Origin of the sequence: Allobosea caraganae, assembly GCF_003351345.1 — a bacterium.
Lineage (GTDB): Bacteria > Pseudomonadota > Alphaproteobacteria > Rhizobiales > Beijerinckiaceae > Allobosea > Allobosea caraganae.
This window is the reverse complement of sequence record NZ_QQTO01000016.1, coordinates 112976-132239: the sequence shown is the minus strand read 5'-3', so window position 1 is coordinate 132239 and position 19264 is coordinate 112976. Positions and strand designations below refer to the sequence as shown.

General features: G+C 59.1%; 16 protein-coding genes. 11 read left to right on the top strand and 5 right to left on the bottom strand.

The window, feature by feature from the left end:
- From DWF00_RS07670 to DWF00_RS07660, 3 genes are all read right to left on the bottom strand, one after another.
- On the bottom strand, positions 1-1102 hold a 1102-nt coding region (locus DWF00_RS07670; RefSeq protein WP_147283791.1), incomplete at its 3' end, for an OpgD/OpgG family glucan biosynthesis protein.
- 544 nt (positions 1103-1646) lie between these two features.
- The gene (locus tag DWF00_RS07665; RefSeq protein ID WP_245973786.1) at positions 1647-3056 is read right to left on the bottom strand and encodes a M20/M25/M40 family metallo-hydrolase; all 1410 of its coding nucleotides are present in this window, start codon (positions 3054-3056) and stop codon (positions 1647-1649) included.
- Between the two features lie 233 nt (positions 3057-3289).
- Positions 3290-4876 (bottom strand): ABC transporter substrate-binding protein, encoded by a 1587-nt coding sequence (locus DWF00_RS07660; protein WP_114831542.1) that lies wholly within the window; start codon positions 4874-4876, stop codon positions 3290-3292.
- A gap of 217 nt (positions 4877-5093) precedes the next feature.
- Between DWF00_RS07660 and DWF00_RS07655 the strand changes: the two genes are divergently transcribed.
- The 4 genes from DWF00_RS07655 to DWF00_RS07645 all read left to right on the top strand — a co-directional run bounded on the left by DWF00_RS07655 (position 5094) and on the right by DWF00_RS07645 (position 9591).
- Positions 5094-6203, top strand: coding sequence for a LacI family DNA-binding transcriptional regulator (locus tag DWF00_RS07655; protein ID WP_114831541.1), 1110 nt, complete (start codon positions 5094-5096; stop codon positions 6201-6203).
- Positions 6200-7201, top strand: a complete 1002-nt coding sequence (locus DWF00_RS07650) for a substrate-binding domain-containing protein (RefSeq protein WP_114831540.1) — start codon at positions 6200-6202, stop codon at positions 7199-7201. The genes DWF00_RS07655 and DWF00_RS07650 overlap by 4 nt, the downstream gene beginning before the upstream one ends.
- A gap of 718 nt (positions 7202-7919) precedes the next feature.
- Positions 7920-8345 carry a hypothetical protein gene (locus DWF00_RS29020; RefSeq protein WP_147283790.1) on the top strand — a complete coding sequence of 142 codons (426 nt, stop codon included), beginning with the start codon at positions 7920-7922 and terminating at the stop codon, positions 8343-8345.
- Positions 8329-9591, top strand: coding sequence for a relaxase/mobilization nuclease domain-containing protein (locus tag DWF00_RS07645; RefSeq protein ID WP_114831539.1), 1263 nt, complete (start codon positions 8329-8331; stop codon positions 9589-9591). The genes DWF00_RS29020 and DWF00_RS07645 overlap by 17 nt, the downstream gene beginning before the upstream one ends.
- An 86-nt stretch (positions 9592-9677) precedes the next feature.
- On the opposite strand, the gene DWF00_RS07640 is transcribed toward DWF00_RS07645, so the two are convergent.
- The gene (locus DWF00_RS07640; RefSeq protein WP_147283789.1) at positions 9678-12557 is read right to left on the bottom strand and encodes an ankyrin repeat domain-containing protein; all 2880 of its coding nucleotides are present in this window, start codon (positions 12555-12557) and stop codon (positions 9678-9680) included.
- 894 nt (positions 12558-13451) lie between these two features.
- Between DWF00_RS07640 and DWF00_RS29015 the strand changes: the two genes are divergently transcribed.
- Together DWF00_RS29015 and DWF00_RS07630 are read left to right on the top strand one after the other, a co-directional pair.
- A complete protein-coding gene (locus DWF00_RS29015) occupies positions 13452-13808 on the top strand; it encodes a hypothetical protein (protein ID WP_114831538.1) in 357 nt (118 codons plus the stop codon).
- The gene (locus tag DWF00_RS07630) at positions 13808-14509 is read left to right on the top strand and encodes a GNAT family N-acetyltransferase (protein WP_114831537.1); all 702 of its coding nucleotides are present in this window, start codon (positions 13808-13810) and stop codon (positions 14507-14509) included. Before DWF00_RS29015 ends, DWF00_RS07630 begins: the two co-directional genes overlap by 1 nt.
- 197 nt (positions 14510-14706) lie before the next feature.
- Here DWF00_RS07630 and DWF00_RS29010 read toward each other — a convergent pair whose 3' ends face one another.
- The gene (locus DWF00_RS29010; RefSeq protein ID WP_147283788.1) at positions 14707-14979 is read right to left on the bottom strand and encodes a hypothetical protein; all 273 of its coding nucleotides are present in this window, start codon (positions 14977-14979) and stop codon (positions 14707-14709) included.
- 34 nt (positions 14980-15013) lie between these two features.
- Between DWF00_RS29010 and DWF00_RS07625 the strand changes: the two genes are divergently transcribed.
- The 5 genes from DWF00_RS07625 to DWF00_RS07605 are packed head-to-tail and all read left to right on the top strand — an operon-like array spanning position 15014 to position 19189.
- Complete coding sequence (locus DWF00_RS07625) at positions 15014-15487, top strand: hypothetical protein (RefSeq protein ID WP_114831536.1); 474 nt, start codon at positions 15014-15016, stop codon at positions 15485-15487.
- 2 nt (positions 15488-15489) lie between these two features.
- Complete coding sequence (locus tag DWF00_RS07620) at positions 15490-17154, top strand: type IV secretory system conjugative DNA transfer family protein (RefSeq protein ID WP_114831535.1); 1665 nt, start codon at positions 15490-15492, stop codon at positions 17152-17154.
- A gap of 30 nt (positions 17155-17184) precedes the next feature.
- A complete protein-coding gene (locus DWF00_RS07615; RefSeq protein ID WP_114831534.1) occupies positions 17185-17499 on the top strand; it encodes a hypothetical protein in 315 nt (104 codons plus the stop codon).
- A gap of 26 nt (positions 17500-17525) precedes the next feature.
- Positions 17526-18734 carry a hypothetical protein gene (locus tag DWF00_RS07610; RefSeq protein WP_147283787.1) on the top strand — a complete coding sequence of 403 codons (1209 nt, stop codon included), beginning with the start codon at positions 17526-17528 and terminating at the stop codon, positions 18732-18734.
- Positions 18731-19189 carry a hypothetical protein gene (locus DWF00_RS07605; protein WP_114831532.1) on the top strand — a complete coding sequence of 153 codons (459 nt, stop codon included), beginning with the start codon at positions 18731-18733 and terminating at the stop codon, positions 19187-19189. Before DWF00_RS07610 ends, DWF00_RS07605 begins: the two co-directional genes overlap by 4 nt.
- The last annotated feature ends 75 nt before the right edge of the window (positions 19190-19264 follow it).

Below are 19264 nucleotides of genomic sequence, written 5' to 3'. Positions count from 1 at the left end.
TCGGAATTTCGATCAGATCGATCCGGCCATCCCCCCAGTCGCCCTGAGGTGTGACCCAATAGCCTGGCCTCGCCTCATAGCGTGCTTCAAGATCCTGATAGCTTCCGAAGTCCCGGTCGCGTTGCATAAGACCAAAGCCGCGCGGGTTCTTGTCGCCGAAACTCGAAATGCGCAACGCCTTCGGATTGCGAATGGGTCGCCAGATCCATTCACCACTCCCGGATTGCATCATCAAACCGTCAGAGTCGTGAATCTCTGGCCGGAAATCTGAACGTTGGGCCAGATCGCCTTCCCCAGCCTGAAACATCGACGTCAATGGCGCGATACCGAGCCGCTCGATCTCATTGCGAGGGATGATCGTCGCAGTGATATCCACGGAGGTTTCGCGGCCCGGGCTAACGACATAGCGATAGGCGCCCGCCACCGATGGGGAATCAAGGAGCGCGTAGATGACGAGGTCCGTCGTGTCGCGCGATGGTTCCTCCACCCAGAGCGCCCGCATGAATGGGAACTCCTCCGGCTGCTTGCCACCTACGTCCAGGGCAAGCGACCGTGCCGAAAGTCCATAGCGAAGACCGCGCCCGATGAGCCGGAAATAGCTCGCGCCCAGGAACGAGATGACCTCGTCCTGAATCTTTGGGTCGTTGAGGTTGGTCGTGACAGCAAACCCCGCAAAGCCGAGCGCAGGTGAGAGTCCCTTGGGAACGGGCACCTTGCCGTACTCGAACAGGCCCGTCGTAAACGGTATCGGGATCGCGTTGCCGTGATTGATGATGTGAACCTGGACCGGCTTGTCATGAAGGAACCCAAGATGGAACGGCAGAAGACGATAGTCCGAGCCGCCGTCGCGCCAGGAGGCCTTGTCCCGACGAAATCGGATTTCACGATAGCTGTCATAGGTCAGCTTCGATAACTCGGCCGGAATCTTGGAGCTTTCGGCATCGAAAGGCTGATTTGCCAATGCCTTTGCTCGTTCAACCATGTCTTCGTAGCTGAAGCCTTTCCTGGAATCCGCGGTCGCCTGAGCCTGCGCTGCGCGGTTCGCAAACGCGCAGGCGGTCGATAGCAGAGCGAGAATGGTACGACGAGACGGTACGGACACGGCTATCCCCAGCCCAAAACGGCAGCCAATCTGCGATCAAGAGCCCCTTTAGAACATCACTAAGGTGGATCGGTTCCAGGATGGCTCCATCTCAAAGCGCCTGCTTCGGATCCTGCGGGAGAACGGTTGCGCCGAGCATCGACGGTGCGCCACTTCCGGACATCGAATGGTGCCGCGGAAGCAGACATCCCGACGGAGATACACGGAGGTCGGGCGCGGTTGATAAAGCACGGCCGGCGCCACCGTGGATGGCGTCGGCCGGCTTCGTGAAATCGGGCGGGTCAAGCGCCCGGCCTCTTGAAAGGGGCGCTATACGCCCGGCTTGAGCCGCGATCCAGAGCTTTTTGCGGCCATTCAGAAACGCGCCAGGAGCGGAACCTGGAGGCTCGCCTGAAACCGGACATTCATGGGCTATTGTTGGCTCCGGATTGGGCCGATTGCGCTGAAGAAGGCGGCGTTGCTGTCGGCTTGAAGTCCTGGATCGGCGCAGGCCGCCTGACCTGCGCCACTCGGTAACGGGCGGGCCGCAGACGATGCCGGGCCGCTAGACCGCCCGACCCAACTCCGCGAGCAGGCGCGCATGTGCCCGCGCGCCCTGGCGAAAGCACCGGAGTTCGAACTTTTCGTTCGGGCTATGGACCTGATCGTCGTCCAGGCCGAAGCTGAATAACAGAGCGTCCATTCCAAGGATGCCCTTCAGCGCGCCGACCATCGGGAGTGCGCCGCCGCAACCGCCCAGAATGGCCTCCTTGCCATATTCGTCGCCGAGCGCGCGCCTTACCGCACGCATCCAGCGGGTGTCGGAGGGGATTTCGATTCCCGGCTCCATGCCAAGTACCTCCAGTGAAATCTGGGCGTCCGCTGGCCTCCTTTCGTCGAGGAACCGGCGGAAGCACTGAACCACCCGCTGCGGATCCTGGCCGGCGACCACGCGGAACGATATCTTCGCCTGCGCCTCGGCGGGTATGACCGTCTTGCGCCCTTCCCCGATATATCCGCCCCAGATGCCGTGAATGTCAGCGGTCGGTCTCGACCAGAGCCTCTCGAGTGCCGGCCGGCCGACCTCGCCGGCTGGGGTCGCAAGCCCGAAGGAGCTCAGCAATGCGGCCTCATCGAACGCGAGCGCAGCCCATTGCCGGGCGAGTTCGTCGGGAAGCTCGGGCACGTCGTCATAGAAGCCGGGGAGCTGCACCCTGCTCTGCTCGTCATGCAGCCCGCCGAGCAGTTGGGTCAGAGCGTTCAACGCGTTTCGCGCGACGCCACCGAACAGGCCCGAATGCAGATCGCATCGAGCCGTGCGCAATTTGATCTGCGTATACACCGTGCCGCGCAAGCGCGTGGTGATCGATGGGGACTCGACATCCCACATGTTGCCGTCGCTGATGACCGCGACGTCCGCCTTCAACTCATCCGCGTATTCCTTGAGAAACGGCTTGAGGCTCGGGCTCCCGGTCTCTTCCTCGCCTTCGACAAGGACCGTCACCCGCACGGGCAGCTTGCCCATGACCGCGCGCCATGATCGGAATGCCTCGATCCAGATCATGACTTGGCCCTTGTCGTCCGCCGCGCCGCGGGCAACGATCTGCTTGCCTACCGGTCCGTCCACCAGCACCGGCTCGAAGGCCGGGCTGGTCCAGAGCTCCTCCGGATCGGCCGGCTGCACATCGTAATGGCCGTAATAAAGGACGCGGGGCGCATCCGGGCCCGCCTCGTCGGAATGCGCGACCAGAATCGGGCGCCCCGGCGTCTGCCGCACACTCGCCGTGAACCCGAGCCCTTCGAACTGGGCCGCGAGCCATTCCGCCGCTTTCTGACAATCCGGGGCAAATTCGCTGACCGTGCTGACGCTCGGGATGCGGAGGAAGTTGAACAGGCGCTCCAGGGCAGCGCCCTCATTCTCCGCGAGGTTTGACAACACCTTGTCGATATTCGATTGCGATTTATCAGGCATCATTCGACTTTCTTTGTGATCTTCATCCAGCAAGATCTGCAGAAATAGGTAAGACCCTCCGGGCCAATCCAGCAGCATACGGCTTTACGCAGGTATTCTTCACGCCATCACCTTGACTGCCACTCCGGAAGGAGCGGCCTCTCGAAGGAGGCGGCCAGTCATGCGCGGGAAGACATTTCCAGACCCGACCTCTGCCCACCTCCAAGGCTCTGGCGTGCGCGCTCTCGAAGAATGTCTCAGACCTTCCGGAGGTTCCAGAACGTCGCAAACCCGGACAGAACCCCTTCCAGATTCGTCCGGTAGGCGGTGGGCTGGTAGTACATGCCCAGCGGGATCATCGGCAGATCGACGAATGCCTGCTTCTGGATCTCCACCGCCACGCTCTTCTGTGCCGCAAGATCGGGGGCTGCGAGCCAGGCGTTGCGCAGTTCCTCCAAGCGATCACTCTTCGGCCAGCCGAAATAGGCCTGTGGTCCGGTCCGCAGCAGCGTCGCCGCAATCGGATTGAACTGGCTCAGGCCGGGTCCCGGCGCGATCCAGATATTCCAGCCCCCCTGCTCGACGGGCTCCTTCTTCATCCGGCGCTGCGCGATGGTCGCCCAATCGAGCTCGATATAATCGACGTTCATGCCGACCTTCTGGAGCATGTCGGCGTTGACGAAGGACGCAGCCTTGCCCGCCGGGATATCGCCGGGAGACATGATCACGACCTTCTCGTTCTTGTAGCCGGCCGCCTTGATCTTCGCCGCGACCGCGGCAAAGTCCCGCGGCGTGTCGAAGACGTCCAGTCCGGCATCGTTCGCCATCGGGCTGCCGGGCACGAAGAAGCCTACGCGCGACTTCCAGCCGGAAGGGTCCGTGCCCGCCATCGCGATGCAGTAATCCTCCTGCTTCACCGCCCCCAGGAGCGCGCGGCGAATCTCTGGATTGTCGAAGGGCGATATCGCCTGGTTCATCCGCATGTCGGCCTTCATGCCGGTCGGATCCGTCACCGCGACCTTGACGTTACGGGAGCTCTTCAGCACATCCAGAAGGTCGAGCGGTGCATACTCGATCCAGTCGGCCTCGCCGGTCTGCAGCGCAGCGGCGATCGTGGCCGGGTCAGGGATGACCTTCCATTCGACCCGGTCGACGTTCACGACCTTCGGGCCCGCGGTCCAGCCTAGGGGCCCAGACTCTCGCGGGACATAGTCGGCAAAGCGCTCGTAGACGTAACGCTCGCCTTGCATTTCCTCGTTGGCGACATACCGGAACGGCCCGCTGCCGACCATCTCCGTCACTTGCTTCATCGGGTCGGTCAACGCCAGCCTCTCCGGCATGATTGCCGGCATGAACAGGGGCGTGCTCGACAATGTGTCGGGAAGCAGCGCGAACGGGCGCTTCAGCCGGAACTGGACGGTGCGATCGTCCGGCGCGGACAGCTCATCAGTCACGGCCGCCAGGGCCTGTCCAAGCGGATCGCGCACGCAGAAACGTCGAATGCTGGCGGCCGCGTCGCGCGCCAGGACCGGCGTCCCGTCGTGGAATTTCAAGCCTGGGCGCAGCCTGATCTTCCATAGCTTGCCGTCGTCCTCGATCGTGGCGCCCTCGGCCATTTGCGGCTGGGGTTGGAAATTGGCGTCGATTCCGTAAAGCGTGTCGAAGACCATATAGCCATGCGTGCGCACATTCGCCGCAGGTATCCACATCGGGTCCTTTGAGTTGAGGTCACGTTGCGGAATGAATTTGAGAACGCGGCTTCCAGCTGACTTCGCGATATGAGGGCGCGCCAGACCGCCGACCGCAAGACCAAGTGAGGCACCGACAAACGTTCTGCGATCCATGATCTATCCCCTCTGCTCTTTAATAGAATTTTGCCGGCAGCAAGACCGTCTCGATTCCCCATGAAACCAAACCAGTACAGATCTCGGTGCTGAAATCGAAAGCCGAGAGCCTAAGGGGGGCTTGACGAGGGTAATCGATTACCCTTAATCGTAGGCATACAGGGTCGATGATGTCAACTATGGGAGCGTGGCCCCACTCGCTGTGAGACAGAAACCGATGCCATCGAAGCCGGCCAAGCCCAGAACCATGTTCGGGATCAGGGATCCGAAGGCGCCTCAGACGCCGACGGCCTCGATAGAAGAGGTCGCGCGCCTTGCCGGCGTTTCCACGGCGACCGTTTCGCGTGTCATTAACAACGTCCCCAACAAGGCTTCCCAGGCCACGCGGGAGCGCGTGCTTCGCGCTGTCGAGGCCCTGTCCTATCTGCCTTCCCGCGCCGGGAGGGCGCTGCGCCAGAAGCGCAGCCATATCGTGGGGGTCCTGGCGCCAGATCTCGGCAACGCCTATCACGCCCTGATCTCCGGATCGATCGAGCGGGCGCTGCGCGAGCAGGGACTCGTCATGGTACTCGCCAATACCGGCGAAGATCCGGATTTGCAGGATGCCATGCTCCAGGAGATGAGGGCTCTGCAAGTCTTCGGAATCGTCATGCTCGGCGCAGTCGAGAGTCCGGAACTCCAGCACGGCCTGAAATCGAACGAGCCGCTCGTTTTCGTCAATCGGCGCTGCCCCTACGACGTCCCGGCGCGGCATGTCGGCATCGACAACGTGCTCGCCGCCAGCGAGGTCGCGGAATACCTCTTCGCTCGCCATCATCGCGGCGCCTGGATTTTCCACGCCCCGCTCAAATCGTCAGCCAGCCGCGACCGCGTCACCTCCTTCCAACGCAAGTTTCAGGAGCTGGCCGGGGCGGATTGTCCCTTGCCCGAAATCGTTGTGTCCACGCGGCGACGGGATTCAGCCTATCAGCTCGCGCGGCAACATATCTCGGCGGAAACGCCGCCACGCGCGATCTTCTGCACCACCGACGAAATCGCCTACGGCGTAGCCAGGCATTGCCTCGAGATCGGTTTGAGCCTGCCGCAAGACGTCACGATCTTCGGCTTCGACGGCAATCCGATGAACGAATTTCTTGCTCCCTGGCTCAGCACGGTCCGCTCGCCCTACGAATTGTTCGGCCCCGCGGTCGTGGGGGCACTCGGCGCATTCTACGATGAAGGCGAAGCATCGAGGCCGTTAGACACTATACTTCCATTTGAAATCATCCTTTCGAATGGGCTGCATACGACGCGTACGTCAAGCACAACTGGAGCTTATGTGAAATGACCGAGATTTATGTTCGTCTTGCTTGCGCTGATTACGCTCGGATCATGCCGCTCGCGAGTGGAGCCGTGAAGGCCGAAGGCCTGGACCTCTCTCTGGAGATCGGCCGCGGTGGCTCCTGGCCCATCCGCGCCGACCTGCTGCGCCGTGCCGCCATGGGTGGGGAGCTCGACGGCGGCGAGGGCTCGATGGGCGCTCATCTCAGGCGCGTCGAGACCGGCGATCGCTCCTTCGTGGCCCTGCCCGTTTTCATCCTGCGGGGCTTCACCATGCGGGATCTTTATGTTCGCAAGGACGGGCCGGTCCGGTCGCCGCGGGATCTGATCGGGAAACGGCTCGGCCTGTATAATTGGTTCGCCAGCGGCGGCATATGGTACCGGCATGCACAGGCTTCCCTGGGCGTCCCGCTCGGCTCCGTCGAGTGGCATGTCGGCGACATCGAGATTCCGGGCGAGACCCAGCAGGCTGCGCAGGTCGCGGACCTCCCAAGCCACGTTCGCCCGGCTCCCGCCGGTCGCTTTCTCGCGGAAATGCTCATCGCCGGCGAAATCGATGCGATGTGGAGCCCGCCGCGTCCAAAAATGCTGGACACGGAAAAAGGGCCGATCATGCGGCTTTTCCCCGATTTCCGCGCGGCCGAGACGGAGTACTACCGCAACACCGGCATTTTCCCGATGATGCACATCGTCGTCCTGCGGCGCTCGCTCTGGGAGCGCGCTCCTTGGGTCGCGCGCAGCCTGACCAACGCGTTCGCAGCCGCCAATGACAGTTTCGACGCCTCCCAGCGTGGCTTCCCAGACGCATTTCCCTGGATGGAAGCTGAGTTGGACAAGACGACAGAGCTCCTGGGTTCCAATCCCTACGGCCACGGGCTTACGGAATCCAACAGGAAGGCCGTCCAGGCTTTCATCGACCAGGCGCTGGACGCCGGGATCATCGGCAGGCCGATCAGTGTGGACGAGTATTTCGAGGAGTTCCTTCAGTCGCAAGAAAGAAGCTGAGCTCCGCTTCACGGCGGCCTTCAGTGTGATCCCGCCAGCAAACGGAAAGCCCCTTAGCCGCGGAAGATGGCAGCCGCATCCCCTTCCCTGGCACCGATGCCACGACGAACGCGCCCAGCAGCTCATGACAGCTGAAACCGATTGAATCCGCGATATGCCTGCTTGCAAGCTATCTCGGCTGGGCGGCCTCGCCAGACAAGCGGAAGCTGGGCGCCGACCCAAACAGTTGGATGCCGGGAAGCGGACGTTCTGGAGTTCGGCTATGGGCCAATCGTGCGCGTTGAGCGAGCTGGTCGTCAGATCACTCGAAAGCTGGCCGTCTCCACGTGAGGCCGGCCGCTCGGGCTGAATTGCGCCAAGCCGCTTTTGCAGACCAGTTTCAGAGGCCCCCGCTCAAGAGCTTGATTCGGAACCGGAATCCGCGAAACGATTCTGCGCGGAGTTTCAGAGGTTCCTGCACGAAGCAAGAAATGGTGGAGCTGGACGGAGCAAGTTTGAACCAAGTCTTTGATATCTTGGCGGACTGGAACCATGCCCTGACCGCACCTACATCCTCTTGGAAGCCGCCTGCCCCGTAGCGTCCGGCTCCCTACAGACGCTTATCTGTCGCCCAGCGCTTTGACGCTGGGCAAAATTCAACACCCAACCTGACCGCCATCTGCGCCGGCCTCGTGCCCGGCGCCGTGCGCACACGCACGTCGGCGACGCGATGCTCATCATGAAAAAAGAAACCAATCACGGGCGCAAGGCGCCCGCGCCGCTATCTTTGCGCCTTACGCCCGAAGAGCGGCGTCAGCTCGAACGTGACGCGGGCGGACATCCCCTGAGCGCCTACATCCGACACCGCCTGTTCTCCAGCCCTGCTCCCTCATCAGCCCCGCTAGGCACCGATACTGCTCGAATTTCGCCAGGCGAGCGACAAAGGCAACTCGCGCAGATTCTGTCCCGCCTCGGCGGATGCGGGATCGGGCGAGCACTATTGGAGCTGGCCGACGCAGCTAGGATTGGCATCCTTCCGCTCACACCGGACGTCCTTGCCGAACTGCGCAGTGCGCTCCGCGACATCGCGGACCTTCGCGCCGATTTGTTGCGGGCTCTGGGGTTGAAGCCGCAGGAAAGGACATTCCATGATCCTGAAAGGTAGCCAGCGCGGCGGCTCGGACCAACTCGCGATTCACCTGCTGAATGAGCGCGACAATGACCACGTCGAATCCGGACCCATTGTCGGATGCATGGCTCGCGATCTACGAGGCGCCCTAGCCGAGATGTACGCAATCAGCCGGGCAACCGCCTGCTCCCAGTTTATGTTTTCTTTGTCCTTATCGCCGCCAAAAGGCGAGATGGCCACGGTGGACGATTTTCAGGCTGCGATCCAGTTGGCTGCTGAACGCCTGGGGCTAGCTGATCAACCGAGGGCGGTCGTTTATCATGAGAAGTCCGCTCGTCGGCATTGCCATGTCGTCTTCAGCCGCATCGACGCCGAGCGCATGCGTGCAATCAACCTGCCTTTCTTCAAGCAACGACTGACCGAACTGTCGAGAGAACTCTACCTCACGCACGGTTGGGAGTTGCCGAAGGGGCTTGCCGACAAGTCGCTCGCAAATCCTCTGAATTTTGGCCTGTTAGAATGGCAGGAGGCGCAACGCGCCAAACGCGATCCGCGCGAAATCAAAGCGGTGCTGAAACAATGCTGGGCGCAATTCGATAACGAAGCCGCTTTTGCGAATGCACTTAAAGATCGCGGTCTCTGGCTCTGCCGAGGAGACCGGCGCGGCTTCATTGTCCAGGATTACAGAGGCAACGCTTTCTCGCTCAGCCGATGGCTCAAAGTGGGATCAAAAGAGTTGAAAGCCCGCTTGGGCAGTCCAGAGCGCCATCCCTCTGTCGAGCAGGTGAAAGCTGAGATCGTGAGCGTCTTGGATCTGAGCGCAAAGCGGTCGCTGGACGACCTCAACCGCATGCATGCCGACGCCTTGATGCCGCTACTGAGCGAGCACCGGCAGATGGTCTCTCGTCAACGGAAAGAAAGACTTGAACTCGCGAAGTTACAACACCAACGATTTGAGGCCAATAGCCTTGCCAACGCGGAGCGACTTCGCAAAGGTCTCAGAGGTCTATTTGACTGGGTAACTGGAAAACGTCGACTAATACAGCGCGCGATCAAACTTGAAAATGAGCTGGTTTATCGCCATAGGATCGCCGAAAGCGAAATTACGAGACAACGTCACTTGAAAGAATCTCATACTGTTCGATCCGCCATCGACAGGCAGTTTCTGAAATTCCACGAAAGCCAGCAAGCATTACAAAATATTATTTTTGGCGTTGCCGCAAACCCTGGGCACCAATCATACAATAATTTCGGGCATAATCTCGAACATGATCTAAACTAACCGATGCCGATGCCGATCATTGGATTTAAGATACCTCCATCGCAATCGCGACTGATTTTGTCACTGATGATTTTGGAGATGTAAAGTCAAATATCAGTTCCGCGCACCCCTCCATTGGCCACCAGCGTTTCCAGTAGACGAAGATACTCAACAACGTATCTTTCACCAGTCTTTGAAGTGTTCAATAAGTGAATGATGTGATCAACGGCAGTATGTCCGTTATTATCCTTAAGATTTAATTCGCAACGTGGATCACCAGAAATGATGCTTACCGATGTAGAATTTCCAAGATTGGCAGCCAGAATTAACGGTGTAGCCCCGCCAATCTGGTCCGCCCTAGAATTCAACTCAATTCCCGGATGACGTAATATAATTTCGATCATTTCTGAATTCTGGCTGCCACAGGCTATGTGAAGGGGCGTGAAATCCAATTGACCTTTTCTGTTGAAGTCGGCTTTATCCGAATTTGAGAAAGCGCGGACAGCTTCGATAAAATTCGCGCTTACTGCACATGACAGGGCGGTCCGTCCATTCAAATTTACTTCGTCACATTTAATATCTGGACAACGAAAAAGCATTTCGAAGATATCAATGTACTTACCAATGCAAGCCCACATAAGCGGCCTCATGCCGGTTTTGTTCGGCTTATTTATATCAATGTGACGATGCTTGAGAAGTTGCTCTACTACATCACGATGCCCATTTGATACGGCAGCTGCTAATGGCGTCGTGTCCTCAGGGCCTTTGTTGACGTCGATATCATCAATATCAAGTAATAAATCCACTATGTCCGTGTTTCCATTTTGGCACGCCAGATATAATCCCGAAACGTTGTCAATTGTTACCAAATTTGGATCCACGTAAGGCTCCTTCATTACCATTTTCACAGCGGACAAGTAACCAGATTCGATAGCCGCCAATAAGATAAACTCCCTACTTCCAAATCTAACTGCACCGCACGCAGCGTTGGTGAGTGCATCAATAATATATTTGATATATGATGTACGTTCTGGACATGACTTTCGGTAAAAATCGTATACACTTAACATGGACATTAGTGCATCAACGTTTATTGATTCGTCATTCGTGGCTGCGGTAAGGTCGTCAAATAATATCAATATCTCTTCATCTGCTAATGGCTCTAAAATATAATCAGATGAGCTTAAAGCTTGAATGACACCGGCTCTTATGATCGATACTATTTGTCTAAAGTAGCCAGCCTGAAAATTGGCCGGAGACATGAATTTTATGACAAAGTTCCAATATTTCAACGTCGAAAGATTTCGACCTTCATTTCCCAAATTTCTCATTAAACGACCAAAAAAACCAAGGAACTCGTCGCCAGCTTTTAGGATACCGTTGTCCGCTATATCGGTTCTCCCGGCACAAGCTTGGGCGAGAGTTCGCGACAAATCGAATTGTAGATCTTGGACGTGACTTGCTTCCTCCAAAAGTAAAATAAAAAACGTCTCACCTAATATATCTGGCTCAAATGGGAATATTAGATCGTCATCCTCGTTGGAAACTATGTTACGCGCGATCACAGTTATGAGTCTTCGAGAGTGGCGATCAAGCCTTAGATCATCAGGCAAACATTGAATGAGATCTTTAATTTTCGCTCCACGTATTGCGGTTGCAGCAGCAACAAAGCAGCTGGCCCAAAACCCTAATCGAGAAGCATTCGGATTTGATGCGGTCCAAGGCAAGCGGCCTGACGTCTTTAAGTAATTTCGCATCAAATCTCTTCGGTCATATGATTTGCCCGCGACACCGAGAGCAATCGCACGGCCGCTCAATGCAGCGAATAGTGGGCACCAAGCGCCAGGAGTTCGACGTAGGTCCCCAAGTGCTTCCGCGAGTTCCTGGGCATCAGGCATACGACCATGAATCTCAGCAGCACTTATAACTACCGCCTCAATATCCGCTTTGTCCTGGTTGGCATGCCGCAAAAGGAGAGGACGAGCACGAAAAAAAAGTTGTCGTTTTTCGTCAAGATCAAAACCGCCTGAAGAAAGTTCAAGGAACCTAGGGTCATCAAATAACCGATCAAGATCTTCAGGAAAAATATGATCAATCAGCAACAAACGAATTTTTGATGATTTGACTTGATTACCCCGGAGATTTGCATGGTGAAGAACTAACTGGACGATTTCCGTAGCAAAAAGGTGAATGTAGTCGATAACAATAAAGGTTGGGCGGGTAGGCAGCCATTTAACCCAATCGCCACCACTTTCTTGCCATTTTCTGACCATCTGGATTGTCAGAAACCCAGCATCCCAGTCCGGGCCCGCTGAAATCCCAGCTTTAAAATCACGAAGCCATTGTGTGACGAGTCGCGTCTTTCCGGCTCCTGACGGCCCCGACACAGCCCATATCAAGAACGAATTCGGACTATTAGCGAATGAATCGAGAGCAGCGCGCTCGTTCTTCCGGCCGACAAACTCGATTGAGTCCGTAACGGATGGATCAAGCCAATTGGACTTGTCCAGTGTGAGAATCCGCGTCTTCGGAAACTGAAGAGGGAGCTGCAATCGCTCTTCAAAATCAGAAAAAGCTGGCGTTAATTCTGGGCGACCGACAACAACGCCCGTGTTTATTTCTATAAAAACAGACTTTCCAAATAATTCTCTATCAATTGCGGCGCCATACGCGTCTGTGTTAGCGCAGAAGTGAAACCAATAATATATAGCAATGATAAATTGCTCTGACGCTGTACCCTGCTTTACATTGTTGTAATAGGCCGTTCCATGTTGATTGCCGACAGTTTTTCGACTCTCCTTCGTTTCACGAAAAACACCTGTATCGATCTCAACCATTCTAAAGAATTTTTTCTTAAAATCGTCAGCATTCTTTGATTTTAGGTTGTCACCGTGCTTCCCATAAAGCAAAATCTGGGCAGCTACAGCAGATCCTATTTCTTTAGAGTTTTTTTTGCGGACTATGCTTGCAAATTTGGCGCGCTCCAACTGCTAGCTCCATAAAGCAAACTCGGTTATCGGCAACTTTGGCTTGTGCGCGGCGCAGTTTCAAGGGCTCCAATCGCACTGGGGATTTGCCTGCCTTATCGCCTGTCCGCGTCGGTAGAATTCTTGTCGAACAACTTTGCCCGTCGCTCGGTCGCGCTCGACAATGGCGGCGCCCCTCGCGCGGTCGCGAACGCCATCAACCCAGAACTCCTCAAGCGTAACTATCCCCGAAGAGGGGTCACGTTCTATGTAGGCGGGGCGGTCTCCGCCACGGGTAAACTGATCGTGCTGTTTCCATCGTTCTTGGACGATAACGCCTGTTGCGGAGTCGCGATCGAGATAAGAAGCACCTTGCTCGTTATGCTCCTTTCCGAACTCGCTGTAGGTCTCGGTTAGAACGGCGCCCGTCGCGGGGGCCCATGTTATTCGCGCCGGCAAGCCGCCGTCCCTGTGAAGGCCATGTTCTGTGATCCAGACTTGGTGTGTGACGCGGCCTGACTCGATATCCCACTCCGTCGCGCAGGGCCCTCCGTCGGCTCGAAACGGGAGGCCATTTCGCCACCAGCTTTCCTCGAAAAGCTTACCCGAGTTCGGGCAAAATCGCCGATCGGCTGGAGCCCCGACCCGGTGCCATTCTTTTCCCAGCAGGAATTCTTCACGAACGAGCCTGCCTGTTCTCGTGTCCCTTTCGATCCTGACTGTCAGCTCCTCGACATACGTATCGGCCATATAGCCATATTATACTAAAGTAGCATATATGGCAAATAGTTATTATTTTTCATAATCTTATGACCATCGTTGCAGGAAGGTTGCTGGGACGTTGTCCCAAACGCCCCTCGTCTGACCTCGTCCAGAAGGAGGCCGCTGACCACGGCCACTGAAAGGACAAAGCCGATGTCTGACCGCAAAATCGATACCGTCGCCTCGCCGCCCGGCGACCTTCACTACTCCTCTCTCGCCTGCCCGGCCTGCAAGCTGGCCTCGGTCGATGACGGCGATCCGTCGTCATTCAATGTCTGCCGCGATTGCCCCTATCGTATTCCGCCGAAAGTGAGGCCCGGGGGGGGCGCGAACGGTAGTCAGTCCGAACTGGCGCTCATCGTGCCGGTGCTCAAAATCCTCGTGGATGAGATCGTGACGCTGACGCAGCGGCTGGAGTCGTCGCTTGGTCGGTTGGAAGCCCGCCAGATCGCCGAGGCTGACGCGGCCAAGCGCGAGTGGCAGGCCCTCTTTTCGAAGGAGGCGATCTGATGGCCAACCTTCTTGCCCTCGCGGCCGCGGCTTCGGCGCCGGCCGCCGGTGACAGCTCGATTTCGATCAGCGCGCGCAACGAGCATCTCGACATCCTGATTCAGAGCATGTTGCCTGGGAACGATCTCGTGGGCGTCAACGCCGCCAAGGGCTTGTTCGACCGGGTGATGGGAACCGCTGCCTCTCAACTCCTGTTCGACTACCGCGCCGACGACCTGTTTGAAAGGAAGGCCATCGTCGTGATCGCCAAGGTCGAAGAACGTGTCGTTGGCACGCTGCACGTCCACATGGACGACAAGCAGCAGCTGTGGGTGCGCGGGGCGGTGGTCGATCCGGTGTATTCGGGTCGCCAGATCGCCTCGGCGATGGGTGCGATGGGGGTCGTCCACGCGGGCTGCTCTGGGCTGCGGTTCACTAGGGCGACATTGGCGATCCGCATCCTGGCCGATGGAACTATGAATGAGCCTTCTCGTGTTTCCTTCGCGCGCCTCGGCTTTGTCGAGGGAGAGTTGGGCGAGGCTCGAATCGACGGCAGCTTCAGGAACCGCCACTTGTTCGCGTCCTGCGAGCGGGACGTTTTCGGACCGTTCACGAGGTATGGGCGAATGCACGCCGGACCGGACGTGTTCGCGCGGTCGGTGCGATTCCTTGAAGCCTGGCGCCAGCTGCGTCACCCGGATGCGCTCGCTACGATCAGGTAGAGCATCACCTGCCGCCGGCATCGTCACCTCGATGCCGGCGGCAGGTGGCTACGGGCGCGCCTTCACATCCTGCCCGCCATGACGATCGCCTGCGAACTCGAAAAATAATTCGGATGCGGCCTTGCGGCGGTCGGTGCCGCTCCCCATCGTCAAAGACACGCTTGCTTCCTTAGCGTCACTCGGCTGCCACAGCTGCATCAATGCAGGCGGGCGCGATGATCCTCTTCAGCCACCTGCCGTATAGCCCGCGCCTCGTCACCGAGAACAGCGGCAAGCCGTTCGACGAACTCGATGTAAATATCGAGCGGCATCGTCCGGCTGACATGCTTTAAAAGCATCTTTGCGACGCTCCAACCGAGATCGAGCCGCGCCAGTCCGTATTCCGCTGACCACGTGCATAGCGATGACAAGATCTCGCCTTCAAGGCGAGTGCTGCGATCGCAGTCTTTGCAATCAAATTCTTCATCCATCTTCAAATCCCTTCCTGAAATCATGAGGTGATCAATGAGCAAGGATACCATGTCCGGCGGTGGCAATTCCAATTCGCCCGCCGATGCTCCGATGTCGGAGGCCTTCAACCGTCAGAACGAGCTGGCCGCTCAGGTGGCCAATATGTCGCCGGCTGCGCAGGAAAAGGTCCGGATGATCCGCGAATTGAGCGCGCAGCGGCTCGAGGCGGAAAAGCGCAAGCAGCACAATTCTCACGAATACCGCGTCCTGAAGCAAAAAGTTGAGTTGCTGACTAACTATATTCGCGATCCAGCTCCCCGGCCGGCCGAAATCAGGGCCGACCCGAGCCCCGATCTCAAGATCATCGACGACCAGGCCGAGCGCATGGTCGCGGACAAGGAAACGTTCTATCGGCGCCACATCGAGCGCGAGGCCGAGGCCAACATCCGCCAGGTTGTCGTCAGCGAGCGCAAGGGTCCCGATTTCCGGCGCGATCAGCCGAACCACGACCGCGAGCCGGAATATTGACCATGACGAACCGCCCTGCCGGTCCTGTAGGAATGGCGATGGCTGCGGTGGTCTTCTACGTGATCTACCGCGGCCTCATCGCCCTGGATGCCTGGGAGCCTCTGATCTGGCTCTACACCTTGCTGATCGCCTACTGCCTGTTGTCCATCGTGCGCGGTCTGTGGACCGAATTCCAATGGCTGCGCTTGCTGCGCGCGATGAAGACCGCGAGCGGCATCTTCGGCCGCACCGACAACCCGACCGCAAGCGACGCCGAAACATTCGGGCTCAAGTTCTCGAACCCGGACGGCAACGGAATCCCGCTCGGCGGCGTCGGCAACAAGATTATCTATTATGACGGCCCCGCCCCGATCAGCATTAGAGCCGCGACCAATGCTGGCAAGACGGAATCCTCGTCCGCGTCGATCTGCTTCGCTCTCGGCGCTCACCGCAACATCATCGCGACGGCCAAGGGAGCCGAGCTTGCCTACCTGGCTGGCCCCTGCCGCCACGATGTCCTGAAGCAGAACGTCATCTTCATCGACCCTTGGCGGGAGATGCGAAAATTCGGGCTACCCAGTCACGACTTCAATCCGGTCGGGCATTTCCCGGACTATGTCGGGAAGCCCGAACTGATCGACAAGGCCAAGGCGACGGTCCTGACGCTCATGCCCGAGTCCGCAAACGCCTCGGGTGAAAACAAGATTTTCAGGGTTACGGCCCGAGATGTCAGCGCCTGGCTGCTGATCAAGCTGGCGATCAATCAGGCCGAGACGGGCGAGCTTTGCTGCAATCTGCCCTACCTTCACGGCCTAATCGGCGGGTCAAACGCCGATCTCCAGAACTTCCTGTCGGAGATGATCGCTTGCGACCTTCACAACGGCAGCGTTCGGCGCGCGGCCGAGCGCGTCCGGGCGATGATCGAGCGAAACCCGAAATTTGCCGAGGTGGTGCTGAAGGAGGCTCTCACTGCCTTGGAGCCGTATGATCCAGCAGGGCCGCTTGGCGAGACCACCAACTACAGCAACTTTAATCCACGAGATTTGAAGACGCCCGGCAAACCGACGAGCATTTTCATCGTCGTCCCGGCCGAAAAGGCGCTGCTCTACGGTCAGAACACCGGTCTCTGCATCAATGCGCTGATCGATATCTGCATCGAAGCCAACCGCTTCGAGCCGCGGGTCAGCATCATCGCCGATGAGTTCGCCTCCTACGGCGTCCTGCCCTCGGCCTTGCCGGCGCTCTATCTGGGCAGGTCACGCGGTGTCCAGCTGATCACCTACGTCCAGGACACCCAAAGCTACGAACGGTACGGGAAAGAGGCCAGCGCGTTCACGACGCAATCGGAAGTCGTCGTCGCCTTCTCGATCCGCAGCACGAAGGACGCCAAGGAATATTCCGAGCGCTCGGGCCAGCGCAGCATCGTGACCGAGAGTATCGGCGTGCCGCAGCAAAGCGGCGCCACACCCGGCTATTCGACGACGCTCTCCGAGCGCGGCATTCCGCATTACCGGCCCGACGAGTTCCTTCATCTGGCGGATTTCACGGCCGCGGTTTTCTTCAAGCAGAACCCGCCGATCATCGTCGACCTCGTCTCCTATCGCGCCGTCGATGGCTGGTATCAGCACGCCAAGCCCATGCCAGGCGCGCCGCCGCTCAAAGACATCCCCGTCAAATACAAAGCCTGAATTCCCCCTCGAAAATCACTGGAGGTATCCATGCCGCTGTCCAAGCGAGCGCGCGATGACGTGCGCACGACACCCATGCTCGACCGCACCATGCGGGGACGCTTCGGGCCCGCCATCCTGAAGGTCGCCGCCATCTTCGGCGGGGCCTACGCCGCCATCGCGATCTACGGCCTTCCCACCCTGAAATACGACTACGTCTATCACGGCCGTCACGACATCCGTGTCGAGATGTCGTGCCGCTACATCACCTTTGACGGCTGGAAGCGGGTGATCCCGCCCGTCGGCGTCGACCGCTGCCCGGTCATCGCCTTCGTCCGCCCCTCCTTCGTTTCCTTCCCCTTCTGACCTGGAGCGCTGCCATGAATCCGAGCATGAATATGAGGCTGATCGAGATGTGCCTGCTCATCATCGCGACCGTCGTCGGCATCGCGAACTATAAGGGGCTGTCACAGCTGCTGCAGGACGACTGGAGCCACAAGGTCTACGCGGTGATCATCGCGATTGCCGTTGCGGCGATGACCTTCGCCTTCTGGCACGGCGCCTTCAAGACGGCGCCGCTGCTCGAACGCTTCGTCGACCGGCTCCGCGCCTGGGTCATCACGTTTCTGGCCTGCCTCTTCCTCATCGCGTTCTCGGCCTATTGGTCGGTGATCTCGCTGGGCGGTCAGGAGGCCGTCCGCTACGGCTACGCCAACGTCGTGGCGACCGGCGAGAAGGCTCTCGCCGAGGCCGAGGCGTCGGGCAGCGATCAGGAAGGCCCTCGCACCAGTCTGGTAGGCCTTGAAGGCGACGTCCGCGCCACGGCGACCTGCGAGGTGAATCGCGGCTGCCTGACGGGAAGCGCGGGACCGCTCGGGGTCGGATCGACCCTTCATATCGTCGCCGATACGGTCAAAGCCCAGATCACGGCCCTCGACGCCGCCGTGGCGGCCCGCCGCGCCGTCCATGCCGAGGGCAAGGCCTGCCTCGAAAAGACCCGCAGCGCGGTGGCGCCGTCGACTCCCGCCGACGAGCGCGGTCCGCGCCTCGCCGCCGGTATCGACTGCCTGAACGCATCGATCGCCGCCTTGCGTGGCGGCGGCGTCCGGCAGAGCATCGCGCAGGCACTGAGGTCCCTGACCGAGATCGCGCTTCCGGTCACGATCAAAACCCAGCGCCAGAAGCAGGCGGCTACCAATGCGCTCGCCTCGTACAAGACCAAGGCGGACGCGATCGCCGCGAGGCTGGAGCAGGCCGGGCCGGGTAAGGCTTTCGAGCCCGTGCCGATGCCGCCCGCCAGCGCCGCCATCGCGGTGATCGCGAACTGGCAAGCCATCATTCCAGCTTGGGCCACCGCATTGGCGCTGGATCTCGCGCCATTGCTGCTGCTGGCATATGCCGCCGCCATTACGGCGTCGCGTCGCGGCACGCCGGAAGGCGACCTGCTCACCATCACCGTCGGCGACCTCCTGTCCGCCCAGCAGGCGAGCGACCGCCTGGAAGGCCGCACCGCGCCACGAACGATCGCGCTGCACCGCATCGGCGCCGGCAATACGTTCGGGCCGAGGGAGGACGGCACGGTGATGGATCGCGGCCGATGACCGCCCTCTTCGATCACATCCGCTATCGCGGGCCGGTCTATGTGGTCGGCACGCTCGCCTTCATCCTGATCGCCGCTGACCTCGCGCGGGGCTCGGGCTGGATTTGGCCGCCGATCCGCGAATTCCTCGGCTCGCTGATTCCGCGAGCCGAGCCGTCCCGGGTGCTGCGCAATTACTCCGAGTTCGTCCACGTCGCTTATGGCGATCTCAATGTCGTCACCGGCATCCAGTTCGTCTCCTCGATCGACGGCAAGGTGGATTCGCAATGGTGTTACCTGGAACGCCGGTCGCGCAAACCGGGCGAGCCCGAGATCAAGCTGACGCTGGCGGACGCCAAGTCTTCGGCCCCGCCTGTTTCAAGGCCACTCACGACCGGGCAGGCGCAAGCCTTCGGCCTGACAGCCGATGCCGCAACCCGGCTCGTCAAGACCCACTGCAAGTTCAAGTCCGGCTGAGGCGCCGCCTCCACGGTCGCGCATCGACCTCCCGCCACCCTTCCCGTCATCCATTCGTCGCGGGCCTCCGTGGCC